We start from the raw sequence: 25531 nt of genomic DNA on the forward strand, positions 1-25531 counted from the left end.
CCTGTTCAGTTGCCAGTCAGAGAACGATCAAAAGCCTGTCGATATGATACCGGAGACAGATATGGTGCGGATCTTAGCGGATGTGCATACCACGGAGGCGCAGATTGAACGCCAGATCATATACCCGGACACGGCGCTGATGAGCTACAACTATATACAGGATGAACTCCTGAAACGACATGGCGTTACGCAGCAGCAGTTTCGCGATACCTACCGCTACTACCTGAACCACCTCAAAGAGATGGATCAACTCTACGAAGAGATTATTGATACCCTTAGCACAAGGGAGAGCAAAGCCAAAGCAGCAGCCGGCATTCAGGAAGATTCGACTCAGTCCCAAACGCCTTCATCACGCCGGCGCTTTATCGATAAACTAAAGTAAGTACGCTGCAACGGCCGCTTACATCAGTTTGCTACCGTTGGGCACCGGGCCAGCAGGTTGCGCCAGCACAATATCTCCGTTTGCATCTGCAAAGCCGGTTACCAGCACTTCCGACATATACTTGCCAATTTGTTTTTTCCCCAGGTTAGTGACGCACAGCACCTGTCGGCCTACCAGTTCTTCTTTGGAGTAGAGCGCTGTGATCTGCGCACTGGATTTCTTCAGGCCCAACGGCCCCAGGTCAACGATTAACTTGTAAGCCGGGCGGCGTGCTTCCGGAAAGTCCGTAGCTTCCACAATGGTTCCGACGCGGATATCTGTCTGTTCGAAATGCTGCCAGCTAATGGTTTCCATAGTTTGAGGAGGAAGATATTTGTTTTGATTTAATTTGAGGAGATAGAGAGTACACTACAGCATGCCTCTTACCTGCTTAGGCTTCCAGTTGCCGGATTACTTTACAGGGGTTGCCGGCGGCAAACACACCGGAGGGGATGTCTTTGGTCACCACGCTTCCTGCTCCAATCACCGTTCTATCACCTATGGTCACGCCCGGACAGATCACCACACTGCCGCCTATCCATACATCTTCTCCAATAGTGATCGGCTTGGCAAACTCCAGCCCTGACGCTCTTTCGCTGTAGTTCATGGGGTGCGTAGCGGTGTACACCTGCACATTTGGTCCGAATAATGTGCGGCTGCCAATGGTTACCTGCATCACATCCAGCACCACACAATTGAAGTTGAAGAATACTTTCTCGCCTATTTTCAGGTTTGTCCCATAGTCGCAGAAGAAGGGCGGCTGTAACCATAGCCCTTCTCCGGCATTCGGAATGAGCGCCTTTAAAATGCGCATCCGATCCTCTGTTTGATCTTCGCTGCTGTCATTGAGTGCCTTCAGCAGAAGTCGTGTACGTAGTCTTTCTGCAGACAGCTCCGCATCGAGGGCGTTATACAATTCGCCTGCCAGCATCTTTTCTTTTTCTGTTTTCATACGTATGCTGTGTTAGCACGTCAGCGTTTTTCAGCACGCCAGGTAAAGTTGTAAAAGCAAGACCAAGGTTCCGTTTTGGTTGAACTATACCTGTCCTTTCCATCTTCACCTACAGCCTTTTCAAAGGCTAATATAGCACTTTTTGTTTATACCTGTAATGGTGCTCTCCGATGCCTTCAGAAACATAAGCCTCACCACTTCGTAATCCTATGCAGACGGCCTTTCTGCCTGTAGCGAGTGCCAGTATCTGAAACAAGTGCTAAAAAGTGTAACTATGAAAAAAGGAACCGGAGCGAGCCTACCTGTTTGGGACCAGGAGGTAACCATGCCCACCACCAACCCCTTGTATGAAAATCAAACCTGTGATGTGTGTGTTGTAGGCGCCGGCCTGGCCGGACTTACGACAGCTTATATGCTGGCAAAGGAGGGGAAAAAGGTTGTGGTGCTTGAAGCCAGGAACATTGGCTCCGGCGAAAGTGGTCGAACGGCCGGGTTCCTGTCTAATACCCTCGCCGGCGATTATACGCAACTCACCAGCCTTTTTGGGAAAGAAAGCGCCCGGCTCATCTACCAAAGCCATAGCAGCGCCATCGATAAGCTGGAGCATCTGGCAGATAAAGCAGACATAGATTGTGACTTTAGCCGTGTAGATGGCTACATAGTTGCGCATAACCGGGAGCAGGAATCACACCTGCTGAATGAACTGGAAGCGCTGCAGGCACTTGGCTGGCATGATGTAGTACTCCGCAAAAGAGGACCGCTAGAGTCGCTCTCGCCCTTACCGGCTCTGCATTTTCCCAATCAGGCACGCTTCAATCCGCCAAAGTACCTTGCCGGTATTGCAAAGGCGTTTATGGATGAAGGCGGCCGTATATTCACAAATTCACGGGCGGTAGATTTTAAGCAAGGCGCAGTTTTAACCGTGATGACAGCTGACGGACATGCCGTATCGGCCAACCACCTGGTGATGGCTACCAACGCGCCGGTGAATGAAAGAGGTGGACTTCAAACTAAACTAGCTCCGTACCGCACCTATATGATCGCTTTTTCGATTCCGGCTGGGGCTGTGCCTGATGCTTTATACTGGGATATAGAGGCGCCTAATCATTACATGCGTCTAATCAAAGGTGAAGCGCAGGACGATAACGCCGCTGCCAATGATATCCTGCTGGTAGGCGGCGCAGATCACAAAACTGGTCAGGCAGAATTTACCGCACGCCATCTGCTGGAATTGGAAGAATGGACACGTCTCCGTTTTCCGATGGTGAAGGAAGCGCTTTACGAATGGTCAGCGCAGGTAACAGAGCCTTTAGATGGCCTGCCATATATTGGCCGAAGCGGAAGTGATGCGGGCAATGAGTACGTAGTAGCCGGCAGCTCAGGACATGGTTCCAGCCATGCTTTTATCGGGGCAATGGTCCTGACGGATCTGATCATGGAACGCACGAACGCCTGGGCAGCACTCTACGACCCATCCCGTCTCAAATTAAAATCAGCTGGCGATTACCTGAAAAAATACCTGAGTACGGCTGCTCAGATGAAGGAGTATGTGACACCGGGCGAAGTTGATGACATGATGGAGGTAATGCCCGGCACGGGAAGGATTATTCGTGATGGGATGAAGAAAATAGCTGTTTACTGCGATCCGGATGGAGCACGGCACCAGAGCTCTGCCACTTGTACCTACATGAGCTGCATCGTGAACTGGAACAGCGTCGAAAACTCCTGGGACTGCCCTTGCCATGGTTGCCGCTACGATCCTTACGGTAAAGTGATCAGCGGACCGGCTACAAAGGATCTCGGGCCAATATAGCGTTATTGGTTACCTGAAGCATAACAACCTTACCTGCACCAAGCAGGTAAGGTTGTTATTTTTTATAGGCTTACTGATAGGCTTTTAATTCCTCCAGCCGCTGTGCTATGTGGGTAGCCCATACTTGCTCCACTTCCTCCTGTAACCCGTGGTTGGATGTTGTATCGAATGCCTCCTGTTCAGCTTTCCATTTGTGGAACGTATCACTCACAGCTATACTTAGCTTTTGATTGAAGTCCGGGCAGGTAGGGGACAGCAGGCGAAGTTTCTTACGCAGCAGGCGGGCATAGATTTCTGTCAGGTCGAAATGCAATTGCTCATGCTGCAGCAGCTTTTCTGACTTGTTGTTCTTCGTCCATGATTCTGAAGGCAGGAAAACACATCTGACATCATAGTCCAACGCATTGTGGCTGCGATGCGCATCTACTGTTAAGTTTGCTGCTGTTAACGCGTGGTGCGGGTTGTCGTGCTGCGGCACTCCTTTAAAATCATTCCAGGAGAGGCGGCGCGAGGGAGACCAGGCCAGTTGTTCTTTAGTTGCCACCGCATGGGCATGGCTGACAGCAGCTTCCATTTCGGGCAGGTGCAGAGAATTGGGCAAAGCTGGCAGGTCGTAAGCGGGTGTAGCTATTCCTGCCCATAAGTAGAGAAGGAGGATAAAGGTAAACATTTATCGTATGGCTAAAAGTAAAAAGCTCCTTTTTTGGCTATTTCAGGGGCACCATATCGCTCCGCTATACTATGCAGTAATCTTTCTATACTTGTTGCTTAACGTTTTGAAACGCAGGAACAAAAGAATAGCGGCAACAGATAGACCCGTTAACAAGCCTGTCCAGATGCCCTCCACACCAATGCCGGCTTTAAAGCAGAGCAGGTACCCGACAGGTAATCCTATTCCCCAATAAGCCAGCAACGAGATCAGGCTCGGGATACGTACGTCCTCCAGGCCCCGCAGGGCACCTAGTCCCACCACCTGCACGCCATCCGAAATCTGGAAAAGCGCTGCGATGATCAGGAGGCCGGCGGCAATCCGTATCACTTCCGGGTCATCAATATACAACATCGGAATGAGTTTATTACCAAGAATCATCAGAAATCCGCTACCGATCATAAAGAGTATACCCATTGTAAAACTGGTATAACCCGCCATGCGCATGTCGTGGAAGTGGCCTAAACCTTTCTGGTTTCCAACCCGGATCGTGGCAGCCGCAGCTATGCCGCTGGCCATCATGTAAGTGACTGAAGCCACATTGATCGCGATCTGATGCGCTGCCAACTGCTTGGCACCCAACCACCCGATCATGATGGCGGAGAAGCTGAAAGCGCCCATTTCAAAGATCATCTGCCCCGAGATAGGTAGCCCTAGTTTAAAGATGCGGTACATGTGGATGAACGAGAGATGCCGCAGGTGCATAAACTTCGTGAACACATAAAACCGCTTGCCATACAGCACCCAGCCGCCCATCATCAGGGCCATCACCACCCGTGAAATGAACGTAGCCCACCCGGCGCCGACCAGTCCCATTGCAGGAAGACCTAGTTTGCCCCAGATAAAAATATAATTCAACACAATGTTCAGGCTGTTGGCGATGATAGAGATATACATGGCCTGCTTAGTAAATGACAATCCCTCCGCAAACTGCCGGAAGGCCTGAAACACCATGAGCGGCACCATTGATAAAAACAGGATATTGATGTAAGGAATAGCCTGTGTTACCACCTCCTGCGGCTGGTGCAACTGCGTAATGTGAGGTGATAGAAAATACCCGGCAATAAAGAGCAAGATGCCCAATAAGATATTCGTAACCAACCCGTTGAGCAGCAGCAGCGAAATACGCGTATAGTTGCGGCGACCGTCTGCCGCGGCAATAAGCGGCGTGATGCTATAGGAAATGCCCAGGCCGAATACCAGCGTAATGGTAAAGATGCTGTTGCCGAGCGAGGCGGCTGCCAGTGGTATAGTGCCTATCTGCCCCACCATCAGGCTATCGAATACGCTTACCATGATATGCCCCAATTGGCTCAGCACCACCGGGTACGCCAGTGTAAAGTTTTTAGAGAAGTGCTGTTTATAGCTGAGCGTGTTCATAGGTATTGCTTCTGAATGGGCCCGCAAAGGTAAAGAATTTCAAAACAAGCCCTTGTGCTCGGTCGTATTCTTTCTTTTGCTGTGCTTGAGGTGGTATTGAGGAGGTTATAGTAGTTGCTTCTGTAATGTAAAGCTGGTTGTTGAGCGAGGATAAGTGCTCCTTGTTTTCTTCTTTGTTACAGTCTCTTGATTATACTTGGTCGCAGCTATTGCTGTCCAGTTATACTTGAGTGCAGCTGTCTATTTCCAATTTATAATTCTGGCTATACTTGGTAGCTGAGGTTTATACTTTAGCAGGCAAGCTATACTTGCTAGTTGTGGTTTGATGCGCAGTTTTATACTTGTCCTGTTGCATCTTTAGCTTTGGTGCGCTCTTGCCCGCGAGGGCACGTCCTCGGGTATCGCGCTGCTTTCGTTTCCTGCCCTCGTGCCTCGGGCTGCCTCGCTAAAAAGCTCGGTACCGGAAACTCTCGAGGCGCTCAACCCAAGGACTGGAATCTTTCTCATAGCTGCTGCTTATACTTGTGCTAGAGTATAAAAAGAGATCTGGCGCAAATCTCCAGATTGGTGACTTACAGCGAAGGTGCAGTTTCTGACTTCACTGACCTGCAAGACCAAAGCACCACCATGAAGCGAAATTTAACTTTAGCTCATATACTTCGACTTTCCGCTTCCTTACAGCTGGTTTCTCTGCCTGAGGAGGGTAGGGAGGTGTTCCTCAACAGCTAAAACATTAATCCCTATACTTTAGCTGTCTGTTGCAAGCATCTCCGCTACACTAACTTCAAAGGCCTGCTATACTAATGTTGCCAAGGCTTGTTTTAAGCGCTGCAGGCCTTCCTGCAGCTGCGGCTTTTCTATCGCGAAGGACATACGGGCATGGCCGGGGGCACCGAAGTAATCGCCGGGGGCGAGGTCCAGGCTAAACTGCTCCCGCAGGAAGTGGCACAAATCAATGCTACTGCTGATTACTTCTCCGGCAGGTGTTTCCCGGTGAAGATAAAAACTTAAATCGGGAAAAAAGTAGTAGGCGCCTTCCGGTAAATAGTAACGAACGTGCGGAATAGCATCCAACCCTTGCTGCATCAACGTGCGGTGTTCCTGCAGAACTGCCAGCATCGGGGGCAGGTCCTGTGGCCAGTTTTGGAGAGCAGCTAGGGCACCGTCCTGCAAAAGCATGCTAACACCAGCCAGCGTGCTTGCCTGGAAATCGAGGCATTGCGCTACTATAGCAGCTGGCCCAGCCAGGTAGCCCAGCCGCCAGCCGGACATGGCAAAAGATTTGGAGAAACCGTTTACGACAAAGCTTCTTTCTTTTGGCGCCCTTTGGCAGGAAAGGAGAGAAGTAAAAGACTGGCCGTAAGTAACAAAGTCATATATTTCATCAGCAATCACATAAAGTTCCGAAAAATTCTCCACCACCTCTAGCAGCGCTTCCAGTTCGGCCTGGCTGTAAAGGCGACCGGTAGGGTTGCCGGGGTTAGTTAGTAGCAGTATACGGCTGCGGCTGTTTAGTGTCTGCCGCAGCATGGCTGGCGTTAAGGCATACTCCTCCTCTAAACTGGTCGGCAGGGTAACAGCGGTGCCCTTGCTATACTTTAGCAGCTCATGAAAACCAAACCAGGCAGGGGTAGGCACCACCACTTCATCGCCATCGCGCAACAGCACCGTAAACAGGTTATGCAAGGCCTGCTTGCTGCCCGGGGTTACAAGCACCTGCTCCGGTTGTAGGTCCGGGTACCTGTCAGCAATGGCTTGCCGCAAGGGCAGCGTGCCTTCGGTAGGGCCATAGTATGTTTTGCCCTCCTGCAGTGCTGCGATGGCAGCAGCGGTAGCAGCACCTGGACTACGGAAGTAGCTGGCGCCGGAAGCGAACGTAATATTTTCCATAACTGCTAAGTTACGGAAAACAGGACATCCGCAAATTGTTTGTTGGTATCGTAGAACACAGTTTCGACGGTAAAGCCGCAGGTGCGACCTATCGCCTCGATCTGGGGTAGCGTATACTTGTGGGAGTTTTCCGTATGTATGGCCTCCCAGGCAGCAAATTTAAACGACCGTCCGGCCTCCCGGATGTATACTTCCTGCTCTGTTTTGCTCACAAGGAAACTGCGCATTACCCCATCGCCCGGGTTATAGAGAGCATAGTGCCGGAACTGATCCAGGTTAAAGGTGCCGCCCAACTCCCGATTAATGCGGGCCAGCAGGTTCAGGTTAAAAGCGGCCGTTACGCCGGCAGCATCGTCGTAGGCCCGCAGGATCTTGTCAGGGTCTTTGCGCAAGTCAATGCCCAGCAGCAGCTTGTCACCGGGCTGCAGGTAACTTCGAACGCTGCAGAGGAAGGTCTCGCTCTCTTTTTCCTTAAAGTTGCCGATGTTAGAGCCCAGGAACAACACCACTTTCCGCTCGGCTTTGTGCTCTTGTAGCCACTTCAGCGCCTGGAAATACTCGCCCACTACGGCTTGCACCTGCAGTTCTGGCATTTCCTGCTGCAGGTCGGCGTTTAGTTGCTGCATGGCATCACCCGAGATATCGACCGGCACATAATCAAAATCAAGTTGCCGTTCTGCCAGTTGCCGAAGCAGAATCTTGGTTTTCAGCGCGTCGCCAGCGCCAAGGTCTATCAGGTGAAAGAAGCCATCTCCGGCAAACTCGCGAGCCATCTGCGCTTTGTTTTCCGTGAGCACCTCGTGCTCACAACGGGTAAGGTAATATTCCGGCAGCTCCATTATTTCCTGAAAAAGCCGGCTGCCTTCACCATCGTAAAAATAGCGGGAGGGGAGTGACTTTGGGTACTGGCTCAGGCCCTGCAGCACATCCTGTGCAAAGGCGTTGGTATCGCTCGTGCCATCTGTTTTCAGGCTAAGGTCTATCACTGTGGGGTGTTCAGATGAAATTCTCATGTCTTATTTTTGAGCGAGGCGGATGCCCGTAAATTGCCAGCGTTTATCCGGATGAAAGAAGTTGCGGTAAGTTGTGCGAATGTGATTTTCGGAGGTGGCGCAGGAGCCGCCGCGCAGCACCATCTGGTTGATCATGAACTTGCCATTATACTCGCCCAAGGCACCCGGCGCTTTCGTGAAACCGGGGTAGGGATGATAGGCGCTGTAGGTCCATTCCCATACATCGCCATACAGCTGCTGCAAGCCTTCCTGTGCCGGATCGGCCGCAGTTGGCTCCAGCAGGCCGTTCTCCACAAAGTTGCCGTGCTGCGGCGGGTATACTTGCGTGGCCGCTTCCCATTCAAATTCGGTGAGTAGGCGCTTGCCAGCCCAGTTGGCATAAGCATCCGCCTCATAGAAGCTCAGGTGGCATACGGGGTCCTGCAGGTTTACTTTCTGTAGCCCGTGCAGCGTAAAGCGGTACCATGTTCCTTCCTGCTGCAGCCAATACAAAGGCGCTTCCAGTTGCTGCGTCCGTACCAGCGCCAGCCCCTCGTCCAGCCAGTGGCGGAAATCACTATAACCCCCATCCTGCATAAACTCCAGGTACTCGCCATTGGTTACCAGCCGGTTCATGATCCGGAAATCCGCTATCTGCACCTCGTGTACTCCTAACTCATTGTCGAAACTAAAGCCTTCTGCCTGGTGGCCGATTGTGTAAGTGCCACCGGGCACTTCCAGGTAGGTTGCGGGCGTAGCAGCCTGCTGTGGCTCCTGCGCCTGTGGCCTGTATACCGGCAGCAGCGGGTTGGTACTCAGAATATACTTGATATCTGTGAGCAGCAGTTCCTGGTGCTGTTGCTCATGCTGCAGGCCTAATTCCAAAACAGGCAGCAGTTCGGCACTACGTTCTTCCGGCAAATCCTGCAGCAGTTGCGCCATGTGGCGATCTACATACCGGCGGTAAGCGTAAATGTCGCGCAGGGGCGGGCGGGTGAGCGTACTGCGCTGGTGGCGCTGCACACGGTTTCCGACGCTGTTATAATACGAGTTAAAAAGGAAGTTATACTTGGGATGATACACCTGGTAGCCGGGTAGGTAAGGCTGTAGCACAAAAGTCTCAAAGAACCAGCTGGAGTGGGCCATGTGCCATTTGGGCGGACTCACATCTACCATAGGCTGCACCACGGTATCTTCCGGCTCAAGAGGTGCACAGATGTGTTCCGTATGGGCGCGAATGGATGTAAAGCGCTGAAGCGCGAGATGTGTTAAGGACAATGTGCGGGTTCTCATAAATTAGAAGCTACAGTGATACGGCCTGGAAGGGCATTTTTTATCAAACAAACGAAGTTGCTCTGGGTTTTGGATTTTGTAAATTCAGGATAAACACCTGGTCCGTCTTCAACACTAGTATAACGCAACAGTTTAAAAGCTGTTTTTAAGGAACTAGCGTTTGGCCGGTGCATGCTATTTACGTCAGTTTTGCGGATAATGGTTTATCTTGCCAGCTGTTATACACCCTATATGTAGCCTCTTCATACTTATGAGTCTGACGCTCACTTTCAACTCCCATACTTTGCAGTTCAAGTTTGATGCCCGTACTTCGCGCGGTGCCCTCTCAGAGCACAAGGTTTACTACCTGCAGTTGGCAGATACGGCACAACCAGGAGTAACCGGAACAGGAGAGTGCGCGCCGCTAAAAGGCTTGAGTATAGACGACCGGCCTGATCTGGAACAAAAGCTGCGGGAGGTGGTGCAGCTCGTAAACGGCGGCACGGTAGCCCTGCAGGCAGGCCAGCCGCTGCCGGAGGCACTGCAGTTGCAGGAATGGCCTTCAGTGTGCTTTGCTCTGGAAACAGCCTTGCTCGACCTGCAACATGGTGGCCGTGGCGTGCTGTTCGATACTACCTTTAGCCGTGGCGAACAGGGCATACCCATCAATGGCCTGATCTGGATGGGCAATAAAGCCTTTATGCAGCAGCAGATAGAGCAGAAGTTAACACAAGGGTATACGTGCCTGAAACTGAAGATTGGCAGCCTGGATTTTACCTCGGAGTTGGAGCTGTTGCAACAGATTCGGGAGGTAGCCAGTGCCAGGGACCTGATGTTGCGCGTGGATGCCAATGGCGCGTTTGCGCCGCAGGAAGCATTTAAAAAGTTGGAGCGCCTGGCAAAGTATGATATTCACTCCATTGAGCAGCCTATACGGCAGGGGCAGCCGGAGCACATGGCACAGTTATGCGCTTATACACCCATCCCCATAGCACTGGATGAAGAACTGATCGGGGTGCAGGCGCAAGAAGCAAAAGAAGCCCTGCTGGCAAGTATAAAACCGCAATATATCATCTTAAAGCCTACACTGTTGGGCGGACTGGCAGCCAGCGCTGCCTGGATAGAACTGGTAGAGAAGCAGCACATCGGCTGGTGGATGACCTCAGCCCTGGAGTCCAACATTGGCCTGAATGCCATCAGCCAGTTTACTGCCACCTATGCGGTTACTTTGCCGCAGGGACTCGGCACCGGCCAGCTTTACCATAACAATATTCCGTCGCCACTTCAAATCGAGCAAGGAAAGTTATGGTTCCGGAACAGGTAGTTGCCGCTCTAAAGTTGGTAAGTATGGAGAGGGTATAGGCAACCTGTATTGGCGGGTGCGCAGCTTGTAAGGGAATGATCCGTTTTTAGTATTGCAACAACCCTACGGAAATAGCCGCGTTTACTCAGTTAGCACTAAATAAAAGAAAGAGTACTATGCCTACAGATCAGTATCACGAACCACCTCAGGAATTATCACAGGAAACGCGCACTTTTGCCCGCATGATCACTTCTGTTATCGAAGAAGCGGAAGCTATCAGTTGGTATGAACAGCGGATTTCGGTAGAAAAAAACGAAGAAGCAAAGGCCATCATGAAAAATGCTCAGAATGAAGAGTTCAAACACTTTGGCATGGACCTGGAGTTTTGCCTGCGACAGAAACCTAAATGGCGCGAGATGATGAAAATAATCCTTTTTACAGAAGGAGATATAGTAGAAAAAGGAGAGCAAGCAGAGGACTAAGAATCAGGAACACGAACGTGTGTGGTAGCCCTGTTTGCTGCCATACCTGTACAACAGAGCTCCTGCTGCCATAGAAACATGGCTGGCAGGAGCTCTGCCGCTTTTAGCTTATCGTATAATTTTAAACCTTTCGGATCAACAGAAACTAACCGGTGAAAGGCAACGGGAGCTGTTGCAGCATTAGAAGGTTCTTTCCGTGTCCGACATGGCCTTGTCGAGGCTGAGGTAGCCGGCGCCGCCTACGACCAATGCCCAGGCCATACCGATCACCAGCAGGTGGTACTCAAATCCTTCGCCTGCCTGGTTGCCGCCCCAGTTCATAAAAAAGCCGTTGCCCATGTGCACTGTCAGGATGATACCTGCAAAAAGGCAGATCATGCAGAAAGCCCAGAAACGGGTAAGGAATCCGAGAATAAGGCAGAGCGCACCAAAAAATTCAATAATAATCACCAGCCAGCCCAGGAAAGCAGGAAGTCCCGTCATATGACCAAAGCCTCCTACAAACCCAGAAGGGCCGGGGCCTCCAAACCAACCCAGCAATTTCTGAGCGCCATGCGGAAAAATGACTATTCCTAAAAAGATCCGGACGATGGTAAGACTCCAGGTACTTGCCGTATTGACTAAGCGGTATTTAAAATCCATTTCCTTGCTGATTAGGTGATAGGATAGTAGGCAATACGGAATTTATGGAATTTTGATGAGGAAGGAAAGAAGCGCGTTGTGGGGAACACTTTTGTCAACTCACGGCAAGTATCAAATAATGCCTGATGCTGCTAGAATGTGTAGAAGTATAAAACCGTATAAAACTCATTTTATGTGGTTTCTATAAGTATGATGAAGAGTAGGGATGATAGTGGGAGGTTAGCTATACTTCTCCCGGAGCAATGCTGCCACTTTCTGCATGCCTGTGCTGGCATTTTCTTCATACAGGTGCAGGTTAGGATGGTGGCGCAACTCTGGCATCTTCGGGTCAATCACAAATACAGGTACCTCATCCGGTACAATGTCCACCAGGCCGGCAGCCGGATACACGACCAGCGAAGTGCCGACCACCATGAAAATATCGGCCTGCAGGGCTTCTTCAATGGCTTTCTCCATCATCGGTACCGGCTCCCCGAACCATACAATATTTGGCCGCAATTGGGAGCCGCGCTCGCACTTATCACCGAGTTTCAGTTCCCAGCCTTCTATCGGGTATACCAGCGTGGGGTCTTGTGTACTGCGGCTCTCGAATAATTTGCCATGCAGGTGCAGCACGTGGCTCGAGCCGGCGCGCTCGTGCAGGTTGTCCACGTTCTGCGTAATGATGCGCACCTCGAAATCTTTCTCCAGGTCGGCCAATGCCAGATGTCCCGCATTAGGCTTTACCTCGTGAGCATTCTTGCGGCGCTGGTTGTAAAAGTCCAGCACCAGCGCGGGGTTCTTACGCCAGCCCTGCGGCGAGGCGACCTCCATCACATCATACCCTTCCCACAAGCCGTTGGCATCCCGAAAGGTGGCAATACCACTTTCGGCGCTGATGCCGGCTCCTGTGAGAACTACCAATTTCTTTTTCATCGGTTGCTTTTCGCTGCTAACATGTATACCTGAGTTTTTACCGATTGGGATACCGCAAGGTTTTAATTAGATGGTTGAGAACTTGAGCGAAGATTATGCACAAGCTTTTTTCACGAATAGAACCAAAAAAAGCCACTCTGCTGAGTGGCTTTTTTTGTAAATTACTTGCTGGCAGGTTTTTTCTTAGCCGGCGCCTTTTTCTTGGCGGGTGCTTTTTTAGTAGCTGCTTTCGCGGCAGGCTTTTTCTCTGCGGCAGGTTCGGCTTTTTTCTTGAAGCCGCCACGTCCTTTCTTCTCCGGCGTTGCTTCGGCCAGATCGAGGCATTCCTGTAAGCTCAGTTCAGCGGGCTCCTTGCCTTTCGGAATTTTTACATTCTTCTTACCAACTACAATGTATGGTCCGTAGCGGCCGTTTAGTACCTGCACCTCCGCATTTTCGGGGAATTCCTTGATCAGCTTCTCCGCATCAGCCTTGCGCTTGGCATTGATGAGTTCTACGGCTTCCTCTGCTGTAACTGTCATCGGATCTAAGGTTTTCGGCAGCGAGTAGAACTTGCTTTCATGGCGGATATAAGGTCCGAAGCGGCCGATGGCCGCCGTCATGTCCTTGTCTTCGTAAGTGCCCACAATGCGGGGAAGCTTGAATAGATCAAGGGCATCTTCCAGGGCAAGGCTCTCGATAAACTGGCCTTTGCGCAGGCTGGCATACACTGGCTTCTCACCGGTCTCCTCATTCTCTTCGCCCAGCTGCACGTAAGGCCCGAAACGTCCCAGCTTTGCAATAATAGGTTTGCCTGTTGCCGGATCTGCTCCCAACGCGCGTGCACCGGAAACATCAGCTCTGGAAATGTTCTCGCTGGACTCGATCCGCTGGTGGAACTTCTGATAGAACTGATCCAGCATAAATTCCCACTCTTTCGTACCCTGCGCGATCTCATCAAATTCAGCTTCTACTCGAGCGGTGAAGGAGTAGTCGATCACGTTCGGGAAATGCTCCACCAGGAAATCATTCACCACCATGGCCATGTCCGTCGGGAAAAGCTTGGCTTTCTCTGCGCCGGTAATTTCCGTTTTTGTTTGGCTGCTGATGTTGTCGTTCTTTAGTGTGAGGACCTGGTACGGCCGCTCTTTTCCTTCGCGGGTATCTTTCTCCACATACCCGCGTTTCTGGATCGTAGAGATAGTAGGCGCATACGTGGACGGCCGGCCGATACCCATTTCTTCCAGCTTCTTCACCAAACTAGCTTCTGTGTAGCGGGCCGCCGGCCGGGTATACCGCTGCGTTGCCAGCATCTGGCGCAGGCCAATTTGCTGGCCAATGCTAAGGGGCGGCAACATCCCTTTTACATCCTGGTCTTCTCCATCGGTTTCCTCTTCGTCTTTCGATTCAATGTATACTTTCAGAAAGCCTTCAAACTTGATCACCTCGCCGGTTGCCTGCAGCTTATGCTCCGGCTGCGAAGAGATGCCGATGGTTACGGTTGTCTTTTCTATTTCTGCATCGGCCATTTGCGAGGCTATAGCACGCTTCCAGATCAACTCATAAAGTCGCTGCTCGTTGCGATCAGAGCTGGCTACCATGCTGGAAAAATCTGTTGGCCGTATGGCCTCATGCGCTTCCTGTGCCGATGCGTTCTTTGTTTTGAAACGTCTGGTCTTAACAAAGCGCTCTCCAAAAGAGGCTTGTATTTCACGGCTCGCTCCCTGTATAGCTTCCTCCGACAAATTCAAAGAGTCTGTACGCATATAGGAGATCTTACCGGCTTCATACAAGCGCTGCGCCACCGTCATGGTTTGTGCCACCGAGAAGTATAACTTGCGGCTCGCTTCCTGCTGCAAGGTAGAGGTAGTGAACGGCGGAGCGGGGCTGCGCTTCAGCGGCTTCTGCTCCAGGTTCTCTATTGTATAGGCTGCTCCAAAACACTTTTGCAGAAAAGCTTCTGCTTCAGCTTCTGTTTTATACTTGGTGGGGAGTTCCGCTTCCAATGTGCGCCCCTGCACATCAAAAGCAGCTGTAATTTTAAAAGATGCTTCAGCTTTGTGGCGATCTATTTCGCGCTCGCGCTCCACCACCAACCGCACTGCCACCGACTGTACCCGGCCGGCTGATAAACCAGTTTTTATCTTCTTCCAAAGCACCGGCGACAACTCAAAACCTACCAGGCGATCCAGGATGCGGCGGGCTTGTTGGGCATTTACCAGGTCCATGTCGATGCCGCGCGGAGTGCTGATCGCATTCAGGATAGCATTTTTGGTGATTTCCCGGAACACGATGCGGCGCGTCTGTTTGTCATTCAGATTCAGGGCTTCGGTCAGGTGCCAGGATATAGCTTCTCCCTCCCGGTCGTCGTCCGATGCAAGCCATACGGTTTCAGCCTCTTTCGCCAGCTTTCGCAACTGGGCCACTACATCTTTTTTATCACTGGAGATAACATAGGTAGGCTTGAAGCCGTGGGCCACATCAATCGCATTGTTATCTTTAGGCAAATCGCGTACGTGGCCGAAACTGGATTTCACCACAAAATCTTTTCCTAAATACCCTTCAATTGTTTTTGCCTTTGCCGGCGACTCGACTATAACTAAGTTTTTTATCATTCTTTATATTTACAGGGGAGTGGGGAGCGAAAATTTGCTCAAAGTTCCAATAATTTTTCTATTAATTACAACCTCATTCGTATAACATAGGTTTAACACGCATAAATCAACCAGTAGTTCACTAAAATAAAGCTATACGGAGCAATTTTATTTATATGCAACGAACGCTACTCATCTGTCGCCATGCAGAAACTTACGACCCTTACCCACTGCAGCCAGACTTTGAACGTGAGTTAACACCAAACGGTCACCTGCAGGCCACCCGCACCGGTCAGTGGATTCGTGATAAATTTTCAAGAGTGGATACCCTACTTGCCAGTCCCGCCCGCCGTGCCAATGACACCGCACGAACTATTGCCAAACGGTTATACTTTGATGAGGAAAAGATCAGCTACCTGCCGGGCCTGTACAACGCCCGTGAAGGGGATCTGCTTCGCTGCCTCGCTGCATTGCCCCAGCACGCAAAAGCGGTCTTGCTTGTAGCACATAATCCGGGCATTACGCGGCTGGCCCGCGACCTGAGTGGTACCCACATCGGTTACCTGGAGCCGGGCAAAGTAGTAGCTGTGAAACTGGAATTTGAGGTTTGGTCGGATATTTATACTGCTACCGGCACCCTGCTGGACGACAACACCAAACAGTTATCCTGAAGCCATACTTGTAAGCCGGATAGTTATTCCGCCAAAACGGTAGCACCGCTGCAGGGAAGTATAAATCAGATCTATTGATCTTCCGTCGTTAGCACATAGCTTTATTTTGTTGTACAGGCCTACCTGCCAAGTATAAGTTACGTCCTGTTGATGTGCTTGCCTGCGAGTTGGTACAGGATTAAACAGAAATTTCGTAGTTTAGAGGCGCTGGTTTTATGCTGGCATTTGCTTTAAAAGCTTTAAGTATGAGAACAACCGTTGTGGCTGTCATTAACCAGAAAGGCGGCACTGGGAAAACCACCACTACTATTAATCTTGGCAGCGCCCTGAGCAAGTTAGGGCATAAGGTAATGCTGTTAGACCTGGATCCGCAAAGCAACCTGTCGTATTCGCTAGCAGCTTCCCGGCCTAATGACACACTAGCTGATGTTTTTACAGGTACCAGAACAATTCAGGATATCCTTGTAGAGAAAGACGGCCTCTGGATTGTGCCTGGCTCCAATGATTTGGTAGATGTAGAAATATCACTGGTGCAGCAGCCGGAGCGGGAGCAGTTCCTCAAAAAAATACTGGCTGACGTAAAGGGTTTCGATTACATTCTCATCGATTGTCCGCCGTCTTTATCTGTGTTAACGCTTAATGCGCTTACTGCCGCACAAGAGGTGCTGATACCATTGCAAATGGAAGTGCTGACGCTGCAGGGGCTTGACCAAATCATGCAAACGGTGCAAAAAGTACGCAAGGCGTTCAATCCAAAACTTAAAATCAGGGGGATCGTAGTTGTCATGTTTGATGTGCGCCGTAAGCTGAGCCAGGAGGTACTGGACTACCTGCAGGAGAACGTAAAAGAAAAGATATTCGACAGCTATATTCGCCTGAATGTCAAGCTGGCAGAGGCTCCTTCTTTTGGTAAAAGTATAATTGACTATGAACCCTCCTCTAACGGGGCGAAAGATTATAGGGCTTTGGCCGAAGAATTTGTCAGTTCCTGATGGGCTGTTATTATCGTTCCTGCTGTTTCAAGCATTCGATTAAAATGATTAAATTGCATTGATTTTGGTGCCTGCCCGTGCGCAATGTTCCTTTTGCATGTGCTTATACATACCAAGCAGATTAAGAAGACCTTACTCAATCAAACCATATGGCCTTAGGTAAAAATTTGAAGTTGAGCAAAGACAAGCTCATCAGTGAAGTAGAAGCCAATCCTGAAAATGCCCCTGCCGCTGCAATCAAGCAGGAGCGGCAGTCCGGCCCTACGTCTGCCGTGGCCGAGGCTCCGGTAAAGACTACTATAAGTGAGAACGGCGATAATAAATCCAAAGAGGTGGCCAAAAAGGCGGCGGCGGCTTCAGCTAAAATTGCCGGAGATGCTCCGGAGAAAGCGACCCAGGACCGCAAACAGATTTTGCCGCAAAGCCCGGAATACATTAGTGAGCAGCTCAACAAAGTTCTCTATGCCTTAGATGCTTTTAAGAAAGGTGACATTTCCGTGCGCCTGACCAAGCAGAATAACGATATTTTCGCTGAGATCGCCGAAGCTTACAATTCTATGGTGGAGATGATCGGCGGTGTAGGAGGCGAGGTGTCCCGTATCTCCAAAGTAGCCGGGGTAGAGGGAAACCTGAAAGCCCGTGCTTCTGCTGAAAATGCTTCCGGTTTCTGGAAGGACATGATCAACAACATCAACGGCCTGGTAGACTCGATTGCGGTGCCGGTATTGGAAGTAGGGAAAGTACTGAAGAACATTTCGCGTGGTAACCTTGGCGAGACATTCCAGATCCCGGTTTCCGGTGACTTCAAAGTCATGGCTGAAACTATCAACCGCACCATCGATAACCTAAACCTGTTTGCTGGGGAGGTAACCCGCGTGGCGCTGGAGGTAGGTACGGAAGGAAAACTGGGTGGCCAGGCCTCGGTACCAAATGTGGCTGGAATCTGGAAAGACCTTACGGACAACGTAAACACCATGGCCAGCAACCTGACTGCCCAGGTGCGGGACATTGCCAATGTAGCCACGGCGGTAGCAAAAGGTGATTTGACACAGAAAGTGTCGGTGGATGTGCGGGGTGAATTTGCCCAGCTGAAGGACAATGTGAACCAGATGGTGGACTCGCTCAACATCTTTGCAGACGAGGTAACCAGAGTGGCCCGTGAAGTGGGTACGGAAGGAAAACTGGGCGGTCAGGCGAATGTGCCGCGCGTAGGTGGTGTTTGGAAAGACCTCACCGATAATGTGAACACAATGGCTAGCAACCTGACTTCGCAGATGCGGGACATTGCCAACGTGGCCACTGCTGTAGCGAAAGGCGACCTGACTCAAAAAATTACGGTAAATGTAAAAGGCGAAATTGCCGAACTCAAAGATATCATCAACCAGATGGTGGACTCATTGAATGTGTTCGCCGGCGAAGTAACCCGCGTGGCTCGTGAGGTGGGTACAGAGGGTAAACTGGGTGGCCAGGCGACTGTGCCACGAGTAGAAGGTACCTGGAAAGAGCTGACGGATAATGTGAACCTGATGACCAGCAACCTAACCTCTCAGGTACGTGACATTGCCAACGTTGCAACTGCTGTGGCTAAGGGTGACCTGACGCAGAAGGTATCAGTGGATGTAAAAGGGGAACTCGGAGACCTGAAAGACATTCTGAATGACATGGTGGATCGCCTCAACGTGTTTGGCGCAGAAGTAACGCGTGTAGCACGGGAGGTAGGCACCGAAGGTATACTCGGCGGTCAGGCCAATGTGCCGAACGTGGCGGGCATCTGGAAAGAACTGACCGACAACGTGAACAATATGGCCAGCAACCTGACCAGTCAGGTGCGGGATATTGCTAACGTTGCGACGGCGGTTGCAAAAGGCGACTTAACGCAGAAGATCACAGTAAATGTAAAAGGCGAACTGGCAGAGTTGAAGGTGAACATCAACCAAATGGTGGACTCACTCAACATCTTTGCTGACGAAGTAACGCGCGTAGCACGCGAAGTGGGTACCGAAGGTAAGCTTGGCGGCCAGGCAACTGTGCCAAATGTAGGCGGAGTTTGGAAGGAACTGACGGACAATGTGAACACCATGGCTTCCAACCTCACCTCACAGGTACGTGATATCGCTAAGGTATCTACGGCGGTAGCCAAAGGTGATCTGGCGCAGAAAGTGTCTGTGGATGTGAAAGGTGAAATGGCGGAGCTCAAGGAGAACATCAACCGCATGGTGGACTCACTGAACGTGTTTGCCGGCGAAGTAACCCGTGTGGCGCTGGAGGTAGGTACTGAAGGTAGACTGGGCGGACAGGCCAACGTGCCAAACGTAGCCGGTGTGTGGAAGGACCTGACTGATAATGTAAATACGATGGCTTCTAACCTGACCATTCAGGTGCGGGGTATTGCCAAAGTAGCTACCGGCGTAGCCAAAGGCGACCTGACCCAGAAGATCACAGTAGAGGCGCGCGGTGAAATAGCTGAGTTAAAAGAGAACATCAACTTCATGGTGGACTCCCTGAATATATTCGGTGATGAAGTAACCCGTGTAGCCCGCGAAGTGGGTACAGAGGGTAAACTGGGTGGCCAAGCTAATGTGCCAAACGTTGGTGGCACCTGGAAAGACCTCACCGACAACGTGAACTCGATGGCCAGCAACCTGACCAGTCAGGTGCGGGACATTGCCAAGGTAGCCACTGCCGTAGCCAAAGGTGACTTAACCCAGAAAGTGTCAGTGGAGGCCCGTGGGGAGATACTAGACCTGAAGGAGAACCTGAACCAAATGGTGGACTCACTCAACATCTTCGCTGACGAGGTAACCAGGGTGGCCCGTGAGGTTGGTACCGAGGGGAAACTGGGCGGCCAGGCGAATGTGCCGAAAGTAAGAGGCACCTGGAAAGAGCTCACCGATAATGTGAACACCATGGCTTCCAACCTGACACTGCAGGTAAGGGATATTGCCAAGGTATCTACGGCGGTAGCCAAAGGTGACCTGACGCAGAAAGTGTCTGTGGATGTGAAAGGTGAAATGGCGGAGCTCAAGGAGAACATCAACCGCATGGTGGACTCACTGAACGTGTTTGCCGGCGAAGTAACCCGTGTGGCGCTGGAGGTAGGTACTGAAGGTAGACTGGGCGGACAGGCCAACGTGCCAAACGTAGCCGGTGTGTGGAAGGACCTGACTGATAATGTAAATACGATGGCCTCTAACCTGACCATTCAGGTGCGGGGTATTGTGAAAGTAGTAACAGCCGTTTCGAAAGGAGACCTGACCCAGAAATTAACGCTTGAAGCCAAGGGAGAAGTAGCCGAACTGGCTGAAACCATCAACACGATGGTGGTAGACCTAAACCGCCTGGCGGGTGAAGTAAGCCGTGTGGCCAGGGTAGCCGGTGTGGAAGGTAAACTAACCGAGCGTGCCACCCTGCAAGGTGTAGGAGGCAGCTGGAAAGAACTGGTAGACACGCTTAACGACCTGCTGGAGTCCATTGTGACGCCGGTGCTGGAAGTGTCGCGCGTAGTACGAGCCATATCGGAAGGCGACCTGACACAGCAGGTGGAAATACAGACAGCAGGTGATATCCTGGATATGGCTAATGCGCTAAACTTGGCGGTAGAAAACCTGAATGCGCTTCTGGGAGAGATCAACGATTCTTCGCTAGTAGTGGGTGGCTCATCGGAAGAGATGGCCGGTAAGGGACTGGAGATGAACAAAGTGACCCTGGATGTGGCGCTTGCCATGCAGCAAATGGCGGAGGGAGCCCAGAATCAGGCTCTTAAAACAGACCAGGCCTTTAAGCTGATCGAAGAGATCATGAAAGCGACGAAGGAAACTGCCAACCGTGCCGAAGTGGTGAACAAATCAGCCAAAGTGGGTGAAGAAACTTCACAGTTGGGCTTGAAAACAGTGGCAGAAGTGGTGAAGAACATGGAAGAAATTTCCAGCTCTGCAGCCTTGACCGCTAAAACCATTGAAGTACTAAGCACCCGTTCGCAGGAAATTTCCAAATCACTTGGTGTTATCACGGATATTGCTTCTCAGACAAACCTGCTGGCTCTTAATGCTGCCATTGAGGCGGCTCGTGCAGGAGAAGCTGGCCGTGGTTTTGCGGTAGTAGCGGAAGAGATTCGCAAGTTGGCGGAAGGATCGCGCAAATCAGCAAACGAGATCGCGACGCTGGTTGACGACGTGAAGAAAGATACAGCCTCTGCGGCAACAGCGATTTCGACGATGGAAGGCCGAGTTTTGAAAGGAAAGAATGCCACCTTCGAGGCTTCCGGTGCTTTCAAGAACATTGCAGCCTCCAGTGGTGAAACCCTGCGTACAGCACAGGATATCTTAACTGCTACTGAAGTCCAGAAATCATCTATTGGTGACGTGGTGAAGTATGTGGAAGAAGTGGTTGCGATTGCCGAGCAGACAGCCTCTGGCACGCAGCAGGTAGCCAGCACGGCCAAACACCTGTCAGCGTCGATGCAGGAATTGACGTCTTCTTCGCAAAACCTTAATGATATTGCAGCCGACCTGCAGATCAGTATCTCTGCCTTTAACCTGGTAGATGGTAACCTGGTATTTAACAACGGTAAAAACCGGCGGCTGACTTCAAACCCTGTAGCGATGCAGAAGCAGTTGAAATCTTCTTCGGGCAACACCCGGCTTTCTACCAATTCCCGGATCAGGGGAGCGGCAAAATCATCAGGTGACGAAAAGACGAAGTAATGCCAAAGCAGAAAGATAAAGAGGAGACTAGCACAGCCTTCCAGGACACCGCTACCGAAAAAGCAACCGCCTCCGCTGGAGAATCTTCCGTTGAGGCGGCGAAGCAGACGATGGCAGAAGAAATGATCCACCTGATCGTTTTTAAGCTGGGCACGGAAGAGTATGGCATCAAGATAGAGCAGGTGAAGGAAGTTACAGTAACCCCTGGGATTACACGTATGCCGCGTACACCTGATTTTGTGAAAGGAGTAGCCAACATTCGGGGTGATATTATTGCCATTATGGATTTGGAGGACCGCTTCGGCATTCCGCCAGCACCTCCCTCCGAAGAATTCAATCCGGCTATAACTTATACGCTGGTAATTGAAGCAAGCGAGTATAAAATAGGCGTTGTGGTGAAGGAAGTGCCGCAGTCGCTGAACCTTTCCATGTCAAGGATCGACAGAACCCCGGCTTTCCTGCAGGACATCAACATTCAGGACAATTACATTGAAGGCATTGCAAAAATAGGGGAACGCCTGATCATTGTATTGGATATGTTGAAAATACTCACCAGCGATGAAGTACAACAACTTAAGCAGTAAATAATTGCAGGCTTGAATTTAAATTTATACTTATACTTTATAGTATGAAAAGAATATTGATAGTAGATGATTCTTTTTACATGCGTACCATGTTAAAGAATATGCTAACAGATGCAGGCTACGATGTAGTAGGAGAGGCGCCTAATGGGCAGACAGCCCTGGAACTGGCCAAGACTACATCGCCAGACCTTATTACGCTTGACGTAATCCTGCCTGACAACACCGGACTAGACGTGCTGAAAGGCATAAAGGCGGACCAGCCTGACATGAAAGTGATTATTGTAAGTGCAGTGGGCCAGGAGGTGATCGTAAATGAGGCCATGGAGTATGGTGCCCTGTCTTATATCGTGAAGCCTTTCTCGGAGGAGAAGGTACTGGAGGTGGTCAGTAAAGCACTAGCAGGCGAATCTCAGCCTTGATTCTGAACGCGCTATATCATTAAACTCCGAAAGGAAGAGAGCAGGAGTATCGTGCACGAGCAGGCAACCTTGATTCAGGTGGTAGTAGCCGTGGGGACGAGCTATAGCAGGCTGGTACTCGACGACATACTGAATGCAGAAACGGATATCCATTCGGCAGCCCTGCTGACGGAAGCGGATACTTTGTTGCAAACCTTACGGGAGCAGCAGCCTGATGTGGTGCTGGTAGATTATGAACTGCCACAGAACCGCGATATGCTGCTGTTGAAGCAAATATTTAGTGAGGTGCCTACACCGGTTATACTGCTGCTGGAGCCGGAAAAGTTAACGCTGGAACTGGTAAAGGAAGCAACGGCACTCGGCGTATATGCTATAGTTTTTAAACCGGGAGCAAAGCCATATCCTGACTACAGAAGCATTACCAGCGAGTTGTGTTACAAAATCAGGGCTGTACGCCAGACGCAACATTGGGATACCCGGCAGCGCTTGGCTTATCTAAAGCAGGAACTTTTTGCATCGCCGCCTATCCGCAACAAGAAGGCGGTGATGCCAGCTACGGTGATACTGATCGGAGCTTCAACAGGAGGAGCCCAGGCGATTGAAACAATTATAAAAGAATTGTCGCCAACTTTTAAAGCATGTGTGCTGGTCGTAATGCATCTGCCGCAGAATTTTACACACTCGTTTGCCCGAAGGCTGCAGGAACTGACACCATTGCAGGTGCAGGAAGGACGGGAAGGAATGCTACTAAAACCTGGAAGAATCATTATTGCACCGGGTGGCAGAGATATGCTGGTGGTGCCGGTGCTGGGAAACAGGAACAACCTGAAAATCAGTTTTTCTACAGTGCCAACCGGTTCCTTCGATCAGCCAAGTATAGACTTGTTGATGCAATCCGTGGCGCAGAGTGCTATAAAGCAGGTGATTGGAGTTATATTGACGGGTATGGGAAACGACGGAACCTTAGGTGCCAGCCACATCCGGAGCCGGGGCGGGTTTGTTATCGCCCAGGATGAAGCATCATCCCTTATTTTCGGGATGGCCAGATCCGCCATCAACAGCGGGTTTACCGATACGGTGCTGCCTTTAACTGAAATACCGGCCTTACTGAACCGGTTAGCGGAACAGCAGCCCGCAGTCAGTGCAACTGACACAAGAATATGAAATCGAGAGAACAGGAATACAAGGAAATATTTATAGCTGAAGCGCTCGAGTACTACGATGCGCTGAACAGGCACATCAGTGCGCTGGAGAAGCAGCCCCAGGACGAGGGGACGCTGGCGGAGATATTTCGATTGCTGCACAACCTGAAAGCGAATGCAAAAGCAATCGGTTACCTGCAGATCTCTGATGTATCGCACAAACTGGAGACAGCCTTTAGCCTGATTCGTAACAGGGAGCTGAACTTTAGTGATGAAGTAGTAACCGTGCTTTTTGATGGGATCGACATGCTAGGCGATCTCATCCACAACATCGATAGCACCAACGTAACCGAACCAGATCCAGTGCTGCTGCGCAACCTCGATATTATTGTGGACAGCCTGTCTGACAGCACGATAGAACTGGCAAAGGTGCAGAAGTATCATACTTCTAAAAACCTTTCGCTTTCGGATCTGATCTACATCCAAATCAAAAAGCTTGACCACCTCATGAATTTGGTGGGGGAACTGATCATCGACCGTGACCGGATTCTTTCAATTAGCAGAGAACTTGAAAGCGATGAACTGAAGAGCGTGAGCTCCCACTTATATCGCATCACAGATGAACTGCAGTATAGCGTGATGAATGCGCGGCTGGTGAGCATCGGAACTTTGTTCAACAAGTTTCCACGGGTAGTGCGCGATGTAGCCGTAGCAGAGAAAAAAGAAGTAAACCTGCAACTGATTGGCCAGGATATACAGATTGACCGTAATATCCTGCAGATCATTACTGATTCGCTGCTGCACCTGGTGCGGAACGCGATTACGCACGGAATAGAGACCCCGGAAGAACGGGAGAAAAATGGCAAGCCTGCTGTCGGAAACCTGAAGCTGGTAGCCCAGAACGACCGTGAGAATGTGGTGTTGACGCTGTCGGATGATGGAAAGGGCATTGATTTGAAGCAGGTGAGACGAGCTGCTGTCGACCGGCAGCTGGTATCGGCAGAGACCGCTGACGGATTGTCGGAAACGGAGGTGCTGTCCTTTTTGTTTGAGCCTGGTTTTTCCATGGCTAAAAAGGTAACAGAGTTTTCCGGAAGGGGCGTTGGGCTGGACGTGGTCAAAAATGCCATCGATTCAATTGGTGGCCGCTTGCAGGTAGATTCTACAAAGAACAAGGGAACAACATTCACCTTGCGCCTTCCGACCTCCATTGCCGTAAAAGGGGCATTGCTATTCGAGGTGGATAATATCTACTTTGGCATACCGCTCATACATACCGACCAGGTGGTAGCCTTGGATACAGACGAGCTACACGAAGTTGGTGATGTACTAGTAGCAGATATCAAAGGTGAGACAGTGACTGTTGTTTACCTGCATGAATTGTTGAATGCCAAAGAAACAAAGATGCGTCTTGGTGATAAATCTAAGTTAAAAGGGTTGGTACAAAACATTATTGTTGTATCGTATAATAACAGAAAGCTGGGGCTGATAGTAGATAAGCTATACAGGCAGCAGGATATTGTGGTAAAGCCCCTGAGCAAACCGCTTGATACGCTGGACCTGTACGGCGGGGTAACCCTGTTGGGCACAGGAAAGGTTTGCCTGGTGCTGGATGTGCCTGCACTCACCCGAACTTTTATGAATAGAAAATAAAACGACAGCGGCGATGGGAAAGG

General features: G+C 50.6%; 21 protein-coding genes. 11 read left to right on the forward strand and 10 right to left on the reverse strand.

The annotated features are described in order from the left end of the window. The first annotated feature begins 43 nt into the window (after positions 1-43). Complete coding sequence (locus ABDW72_RS02940; protein WP_347156961.1) at positions 44-382, forward strand: DUF4296 domain-containing protein; 339 nt, start codon at positions 44-46, stop codon at positions 380-382. Between the two features lie 18 nt (positions 383-400). Here ABDW72_RS02940 and ABDW72_RS02945 read toward each other — a convergent pair whose 3' ends face one another. Then, positions 401-736: a tRNA-binding protein gene (locus tag ABDW72_RS02945; RefSeq protein ID WP_347156962.1), complete on the reverse strand. Its 336-nt coding sequence runs from the start codon at positions 734-736 to the stop codon at positions 401-403. Positions 737-812: 76 nt separating this feature from the next. Next, positions 813-1373, reverse strand: coding sequence for a sugar O-acetyltransferase (locus tag ABDW72_RS02950; protein ID WP_347156963.1), 561 nt, complete (start codon positions 1371-1373; stop codon positions 813-815). 274 nt (positions 1374-1647) lie between these two features. Here ABDW72_RS02950 and ABDW72_RS02955 point away from each other — a divergent pair, with 274 nt between their 5' ends. After that, positions 1648-3186 carry an FAD-dependent oxidoreductase gene (locus ABDW72_RS02955; protein ID WP_347156964.1) on the forward strand — a complete coding sequence of 513 codons (1539 nt, stop codon included), beginning with the start codon at positions 1648-1650 and terminating at the stop codon, positions 3184-3186. Positions 3187-3256: 70 nt separating this feature from the next. Here ABDW72_RS02955 and ABDW72_RS02960 read toward each other — a convergent pair whose 3' ends face one another. The 5 genes from ABDW72_RS02960 to egtB all read right to left on the reverse strand — a co-directional run bounded on the left by ABDW72_RS02960 (position 3257) and on the right by egtB (position 9450). Further along, a complete protein-coding gene (locus ABDW72_RS02960) occupies positions 3257-3856 on the reverse strand; it encodes a DUF922 domain-containing protein (RefSeq protein ID WP_347156965.1) in 600 nt (199 codons plus the stop codon). A gap of 69 nt (positions 3857-3925) precedes the next feature. Further along, positions 3926-5275, reverse strand: a complete 1350-nt coding sequence (locus ABDW72_RS02965) for an MATE family efflux transporter (protein ID WP_347156966.1) — start codon at positions 5273-5275, stop codon at positions 3926-3928. A 795-nt stretch (positions 5276-6070) separates the two neighbouring features. After that, on the reverse strand, positions 6071-7165 hold the full coding sequence (locus ABDW72_RS02970; RefSeq protein WP_347156967.1) for a pyridoxal phosphate-dependent aminotransferase: 1095 nt from the start codon (positions 7163-7165) through the stop codon (positions 6071-6073). A gap of 5 nt (positions 7166-7170) precedes the next feature. Next, entirely contained in the window at positions 7171-8178 is a 1008-nt protein-coding gene (gene egtD, locus ABDW72_RS02975; protein WP_347156968.1) for an L-histidine N(alpha)-methyltransferase, read from the reverse strand. A 3-nt stretch (positions 8179-8181) separates the two neighbouring features. Beyond that, positions 8182-9450 carry an ergothioneine biosynthesis protein EgtB gene (gene egtB / locus ABDW72_RS02980; protein ID WP_347156969.1) on the reverse strand — a complete coding sequence of 423 codons (1269 nt, stop codon included), beginning with the start codon at positions 9448-9450 and terminating at the stop codon, positions 8182-8184. 250 nt (positions 9451-9700) lie between these two features. Between egtB and ABDW72_RS02985 the strand changes: the two genes are divergently transcribed. Both ABDW72_RS02985 and ABDW72_RS02990 read left to right on the forward strand, forming a co-directional pair. Continuing rightward, positions 9701-10753 carry an o-succinylbenzoate synthase gene (locus ABDW72_RS02985; protein WP_347156970.1) on the forward strand — a complete coding sequence of 351 codons (1053 nt, stop codon included), beginning with the start codon at positions 9701-9703 and terminating at the stop codon, positions 10751-10753. Positions 10754-10908: 155 nt separating this feature from the next. Further along, entirely contained in the window at positions 10909-11214 is a 306-nt protein-coding gene (locus tag ABDW72_RS02990; protein ID WP_347156971.1) for a ferritin family protein, read from the forward strand. A 180-nt stretch (positions 11215-11394) separates the two neighbouring features. Here ABDW72_RS02990 and ABDW72_RS02995 read toward each other — a convergent pair whose 3' ends face one another. The 3 genes from ABDW72_RS02995 to topA all read right to left on the reverse strand — a co-directional run bounded on the left by ABDW72_RS02995 (position 11395) and on the right by topA (position 15365). Continuing rightward, complete coding sequence (locus ABDW72_RS02995) at positions 11395-11856, reverse strand: DoxX family protein (protein ID WP_347156972.1); 462 nt, start codon at positions 11854-11856, stop codon at positions 11395-11397. 219 nt (positions 11857-12075) lie between these two features. Next, the gene (locus ABDW72_RS03000; RefSeq protein WP_347156973.1) at positions 12076-12771 is read right to left on the reverse strand and encodes an SIR2 family NAD-dependent protein deacylase; all 696 of its coding nucleotides are present in this window, start codon (positions 12769-12771) and stop codon (positions 12076-12078) included. Between the two features lie 161 nt (positions 12772-12932). Then, positions 12933-15365, reverse strand: coding sequence for a type I DNA topoisomerase (gene topA, locus ABDW72_RS03005; protein WP_347156974.1), 2433 nt, complete (start codon positions 15363-15365; stop codon positions 12933-12935). Positions 15366-15520: 155 nt separating this feature from the next. On the opposite strand from topA, the gene ABDW72_RS03010 reads away from it, so the two are divergent. From ABDW72_RS03010 to ABDW72_RS03040, 7 genes are all read left to right on the forward strand, one after another. Continuing rightward, positions 15521-16015 (forward strand): SixA phosphatase family protein, encoded by a 495-nt coding sequence (locus ABDW72_RS03010; protein ID WP_347156975.1) that lies wholly within the window; start codon positions 15521-15523, stop codon positions 16013-16015. Between the two features lie 245 nt (positions 16016-16260). Then, positions 16261-17007, forward strand: coding sequence for a ParA family protein (locus ABDW72_RS03015; protein ID WP_347156976.1), 747 nt, complete (start codon positions 16261-16263; stop codon positions 17005-17007). 149 nt (positions 17008-17156) lie between these two features. Then, positions 17157-21710 (forward strand): HAMP domain-containing protein, encoded by a 4554-nt coding sequence (locus ABDW72_RS03020; RefSeq protein ID WP_347156977.1) that lies wholly within the window; start codon positions 17157-17159, stop codon positions 21708-21710. Further along, entirely contained in the window at positions 21710-22294 is a 585-nt protein-coding gene (locus tag ABDW72_RS03025; RefSeq protein WP_347156978.1) for a chemotaxis protein CheW, read from the forward strand. The genes ABDW72_RS03020 and ABDW72_RS03025 overlap by 1 nt, the downstream gene beginning before the upstream one ends. Before the next feature lie 44 nt (positions 22295-22338). Further along, the gene (locus ABDW72_RS03030; protein WP_347156979.1) at positions 22339-22713 is read left to right on the forward strand and encodes a response regulator; all 375 of its coding nucleotides are present in this window, start codon (positions 22339-22341) and stop codon (positions 22711-22713) included. 51 nt (positions 22714-22764) lie between these two features. After that, positions 22765-23877 (forward strand): chemotaxis protein CheB, encoded by a 1113-nt coding sequence (locus ABDW72_RS03035; RefSeq protein ID WP_347156980.1) that lies wholly within the window; start codon positions 22765-22767, stop codon positions 23875-23877. Continuing rightward, positions 23874-25508, forward strand: coding sequence for a chemotaxis protein CheA (locus ABDW72_RS03040; RefSeq protein ID WP_347156981.1), 1635 nt, complete (start codon positions 23874-23876; stop codon positions 25506-25508). The genes ABDW72_RS03035 and ABDW72_RS03040 overlap by 4 nt, the downstream gene beginning before the upstream one ends. Positions 25509-25531: the final 23 nt, after the last annotated feature.

Origin of the sequence: Pontibacter chitinilyticus (genome assembly GCF_039748935.1) — a bacterium.
Lineage (GTDB): Bacteria > Bacteroidota > Bacteroidia > Cytophagales > Hymenobacteraceae > Pontibacter > Pontibacter chitinilyticus.

Coding starts and splice junctions, on each gene's coding strand:
- ABDW72_RS02940 (WP_347156961.1), top strand. CDS start 44: ATGATACCGGAGACAGATATGGTGCGGATCTTAGCGGATGTGCATACC.
- ABDW72_RS02945 (WP_347156962.1), bottom strand. CDS start 736: ATGGAAACCATTAGCTGGCAGCATTTCGAACAGACAGATATCCGCGTC.
- ABDW72_RS02950 (WP_347156963.1), bottom strand. CDS start 1,373: ATGAAAACAGAAAAAGAAAAGATGCTGGCAGGCGAATTGTATAACGCC.
- ABDW72_RS02955 (WP_347156964.1), top strand. CDS start 1,648: ATGAAAAAAGGAACCGGAGCGAGCCTACCTGTTTGGGACCAGGAGGTA.
- ABDW72_RS02960 (WP_347156965.1), bottom strand. CDS start 3,856: ATGTTTACCTTTATCCTCCTTCTCTACTTATGGGCAGGAATAGCTACA.
- ABDW72_RS02965 (WP_347156966.1), bottom strand. CDS start 5,275: ATGAACACGCTCAGCTATAAACAGCACTTCTCTAAAAACTTTACACTG.
- ABDW72_RS02970 (WP_347156967.1), bottom strand. CDS start 7,165: ATGGAAAATATTACGTTCGCTTCCGGCGCCAGCTACTTCCGTAGTCCA.
- egtD (WP_347156968.1), bottom strand. CDS start 8,178: ATGAGAATTTCATCTGAACACCCCACAGTGATAGACCTTAGCCTGAAA.
- egtB (WP_347156969.1), bottom strand. CDS start 9,450: ATGAGAACCCGCACATTGTCCTTAACACATCTCGCGCTTCAGCGCTTT.
- ABDW72_RS02985 (WP_347156970.1), top strand. CDS start 9,701: ATGAGTCTGACGCTCACTTTCAACTCCCATACTTTGCAGTTCAAGTTT.
- ABDW72_RS02990 (WP_347156971.1), top strand. CDS start 10,909: ATGCCTACAGATCAGTATCACGAACCACCTCAGGAATTATCACAGGAA.
- ABDW72_RS02995 (WP_347156972.1), bottom strand. CDS start 11,856: ATGGATTTTAAATACCGCTTAGTCAATACGGCAAGTACCTGGAGTCTT.
- ABDW72_RS03000 (WP_347156973.1), bottom strand. CDS start 12,771: ATGAAAAAGAAATTGGTAGTTCTCACAGGAGCCGGCATCAGCGCCGAA.
- topA (WP_347156974.1), bottom strand. CDS start 15,365: ATGATAAAAAACTTAGTTATAGTCGAGTCGCCGGCAAAGGCAAAAACA.
- ABDW72_RS03010 (WP_347156975.1), top strand. CDS start 15,521: ATGCAACGAACGCTACTCATCTGTCGCCATGCAGAAACTTACGACCCT.
- ABDW72_RS03015 (WP_347156976.1), top strand. CDS start 16,261: ATGAGAACAACCGTTGTGGCTGTCATTAACCAGAAAGGCGGCACTGGG.
- ABDW72_RS03020 (WP_347156977.1), top strand. CDS start 17,157: ATGGCCTTAGGTAAAAATTTGAAGTTGAGCAAAGACAAGCTCATCAGT.
- ABDW72_RS03025 (WP_347156978.1), top strand. CDS start 21,710: ATGCCAAAGCAGAAAGATAAAGAGGAGACTAGCACAGCCTTCCAGGAC.
- ABDW72_RS03030 (WP_347156979.1), top strand. CDS start 22,339: ATGAAAAGAATATTGATAGTAGATGATTCTTTTTACATGCGTACCATG.
- ABDW72_RS03040 (WP_347156981.1), top strand. CDS start 23,874: ATGAAATCGAGAGAACAGGAATACAAGGAAATATTTATAGCTGAAGCG.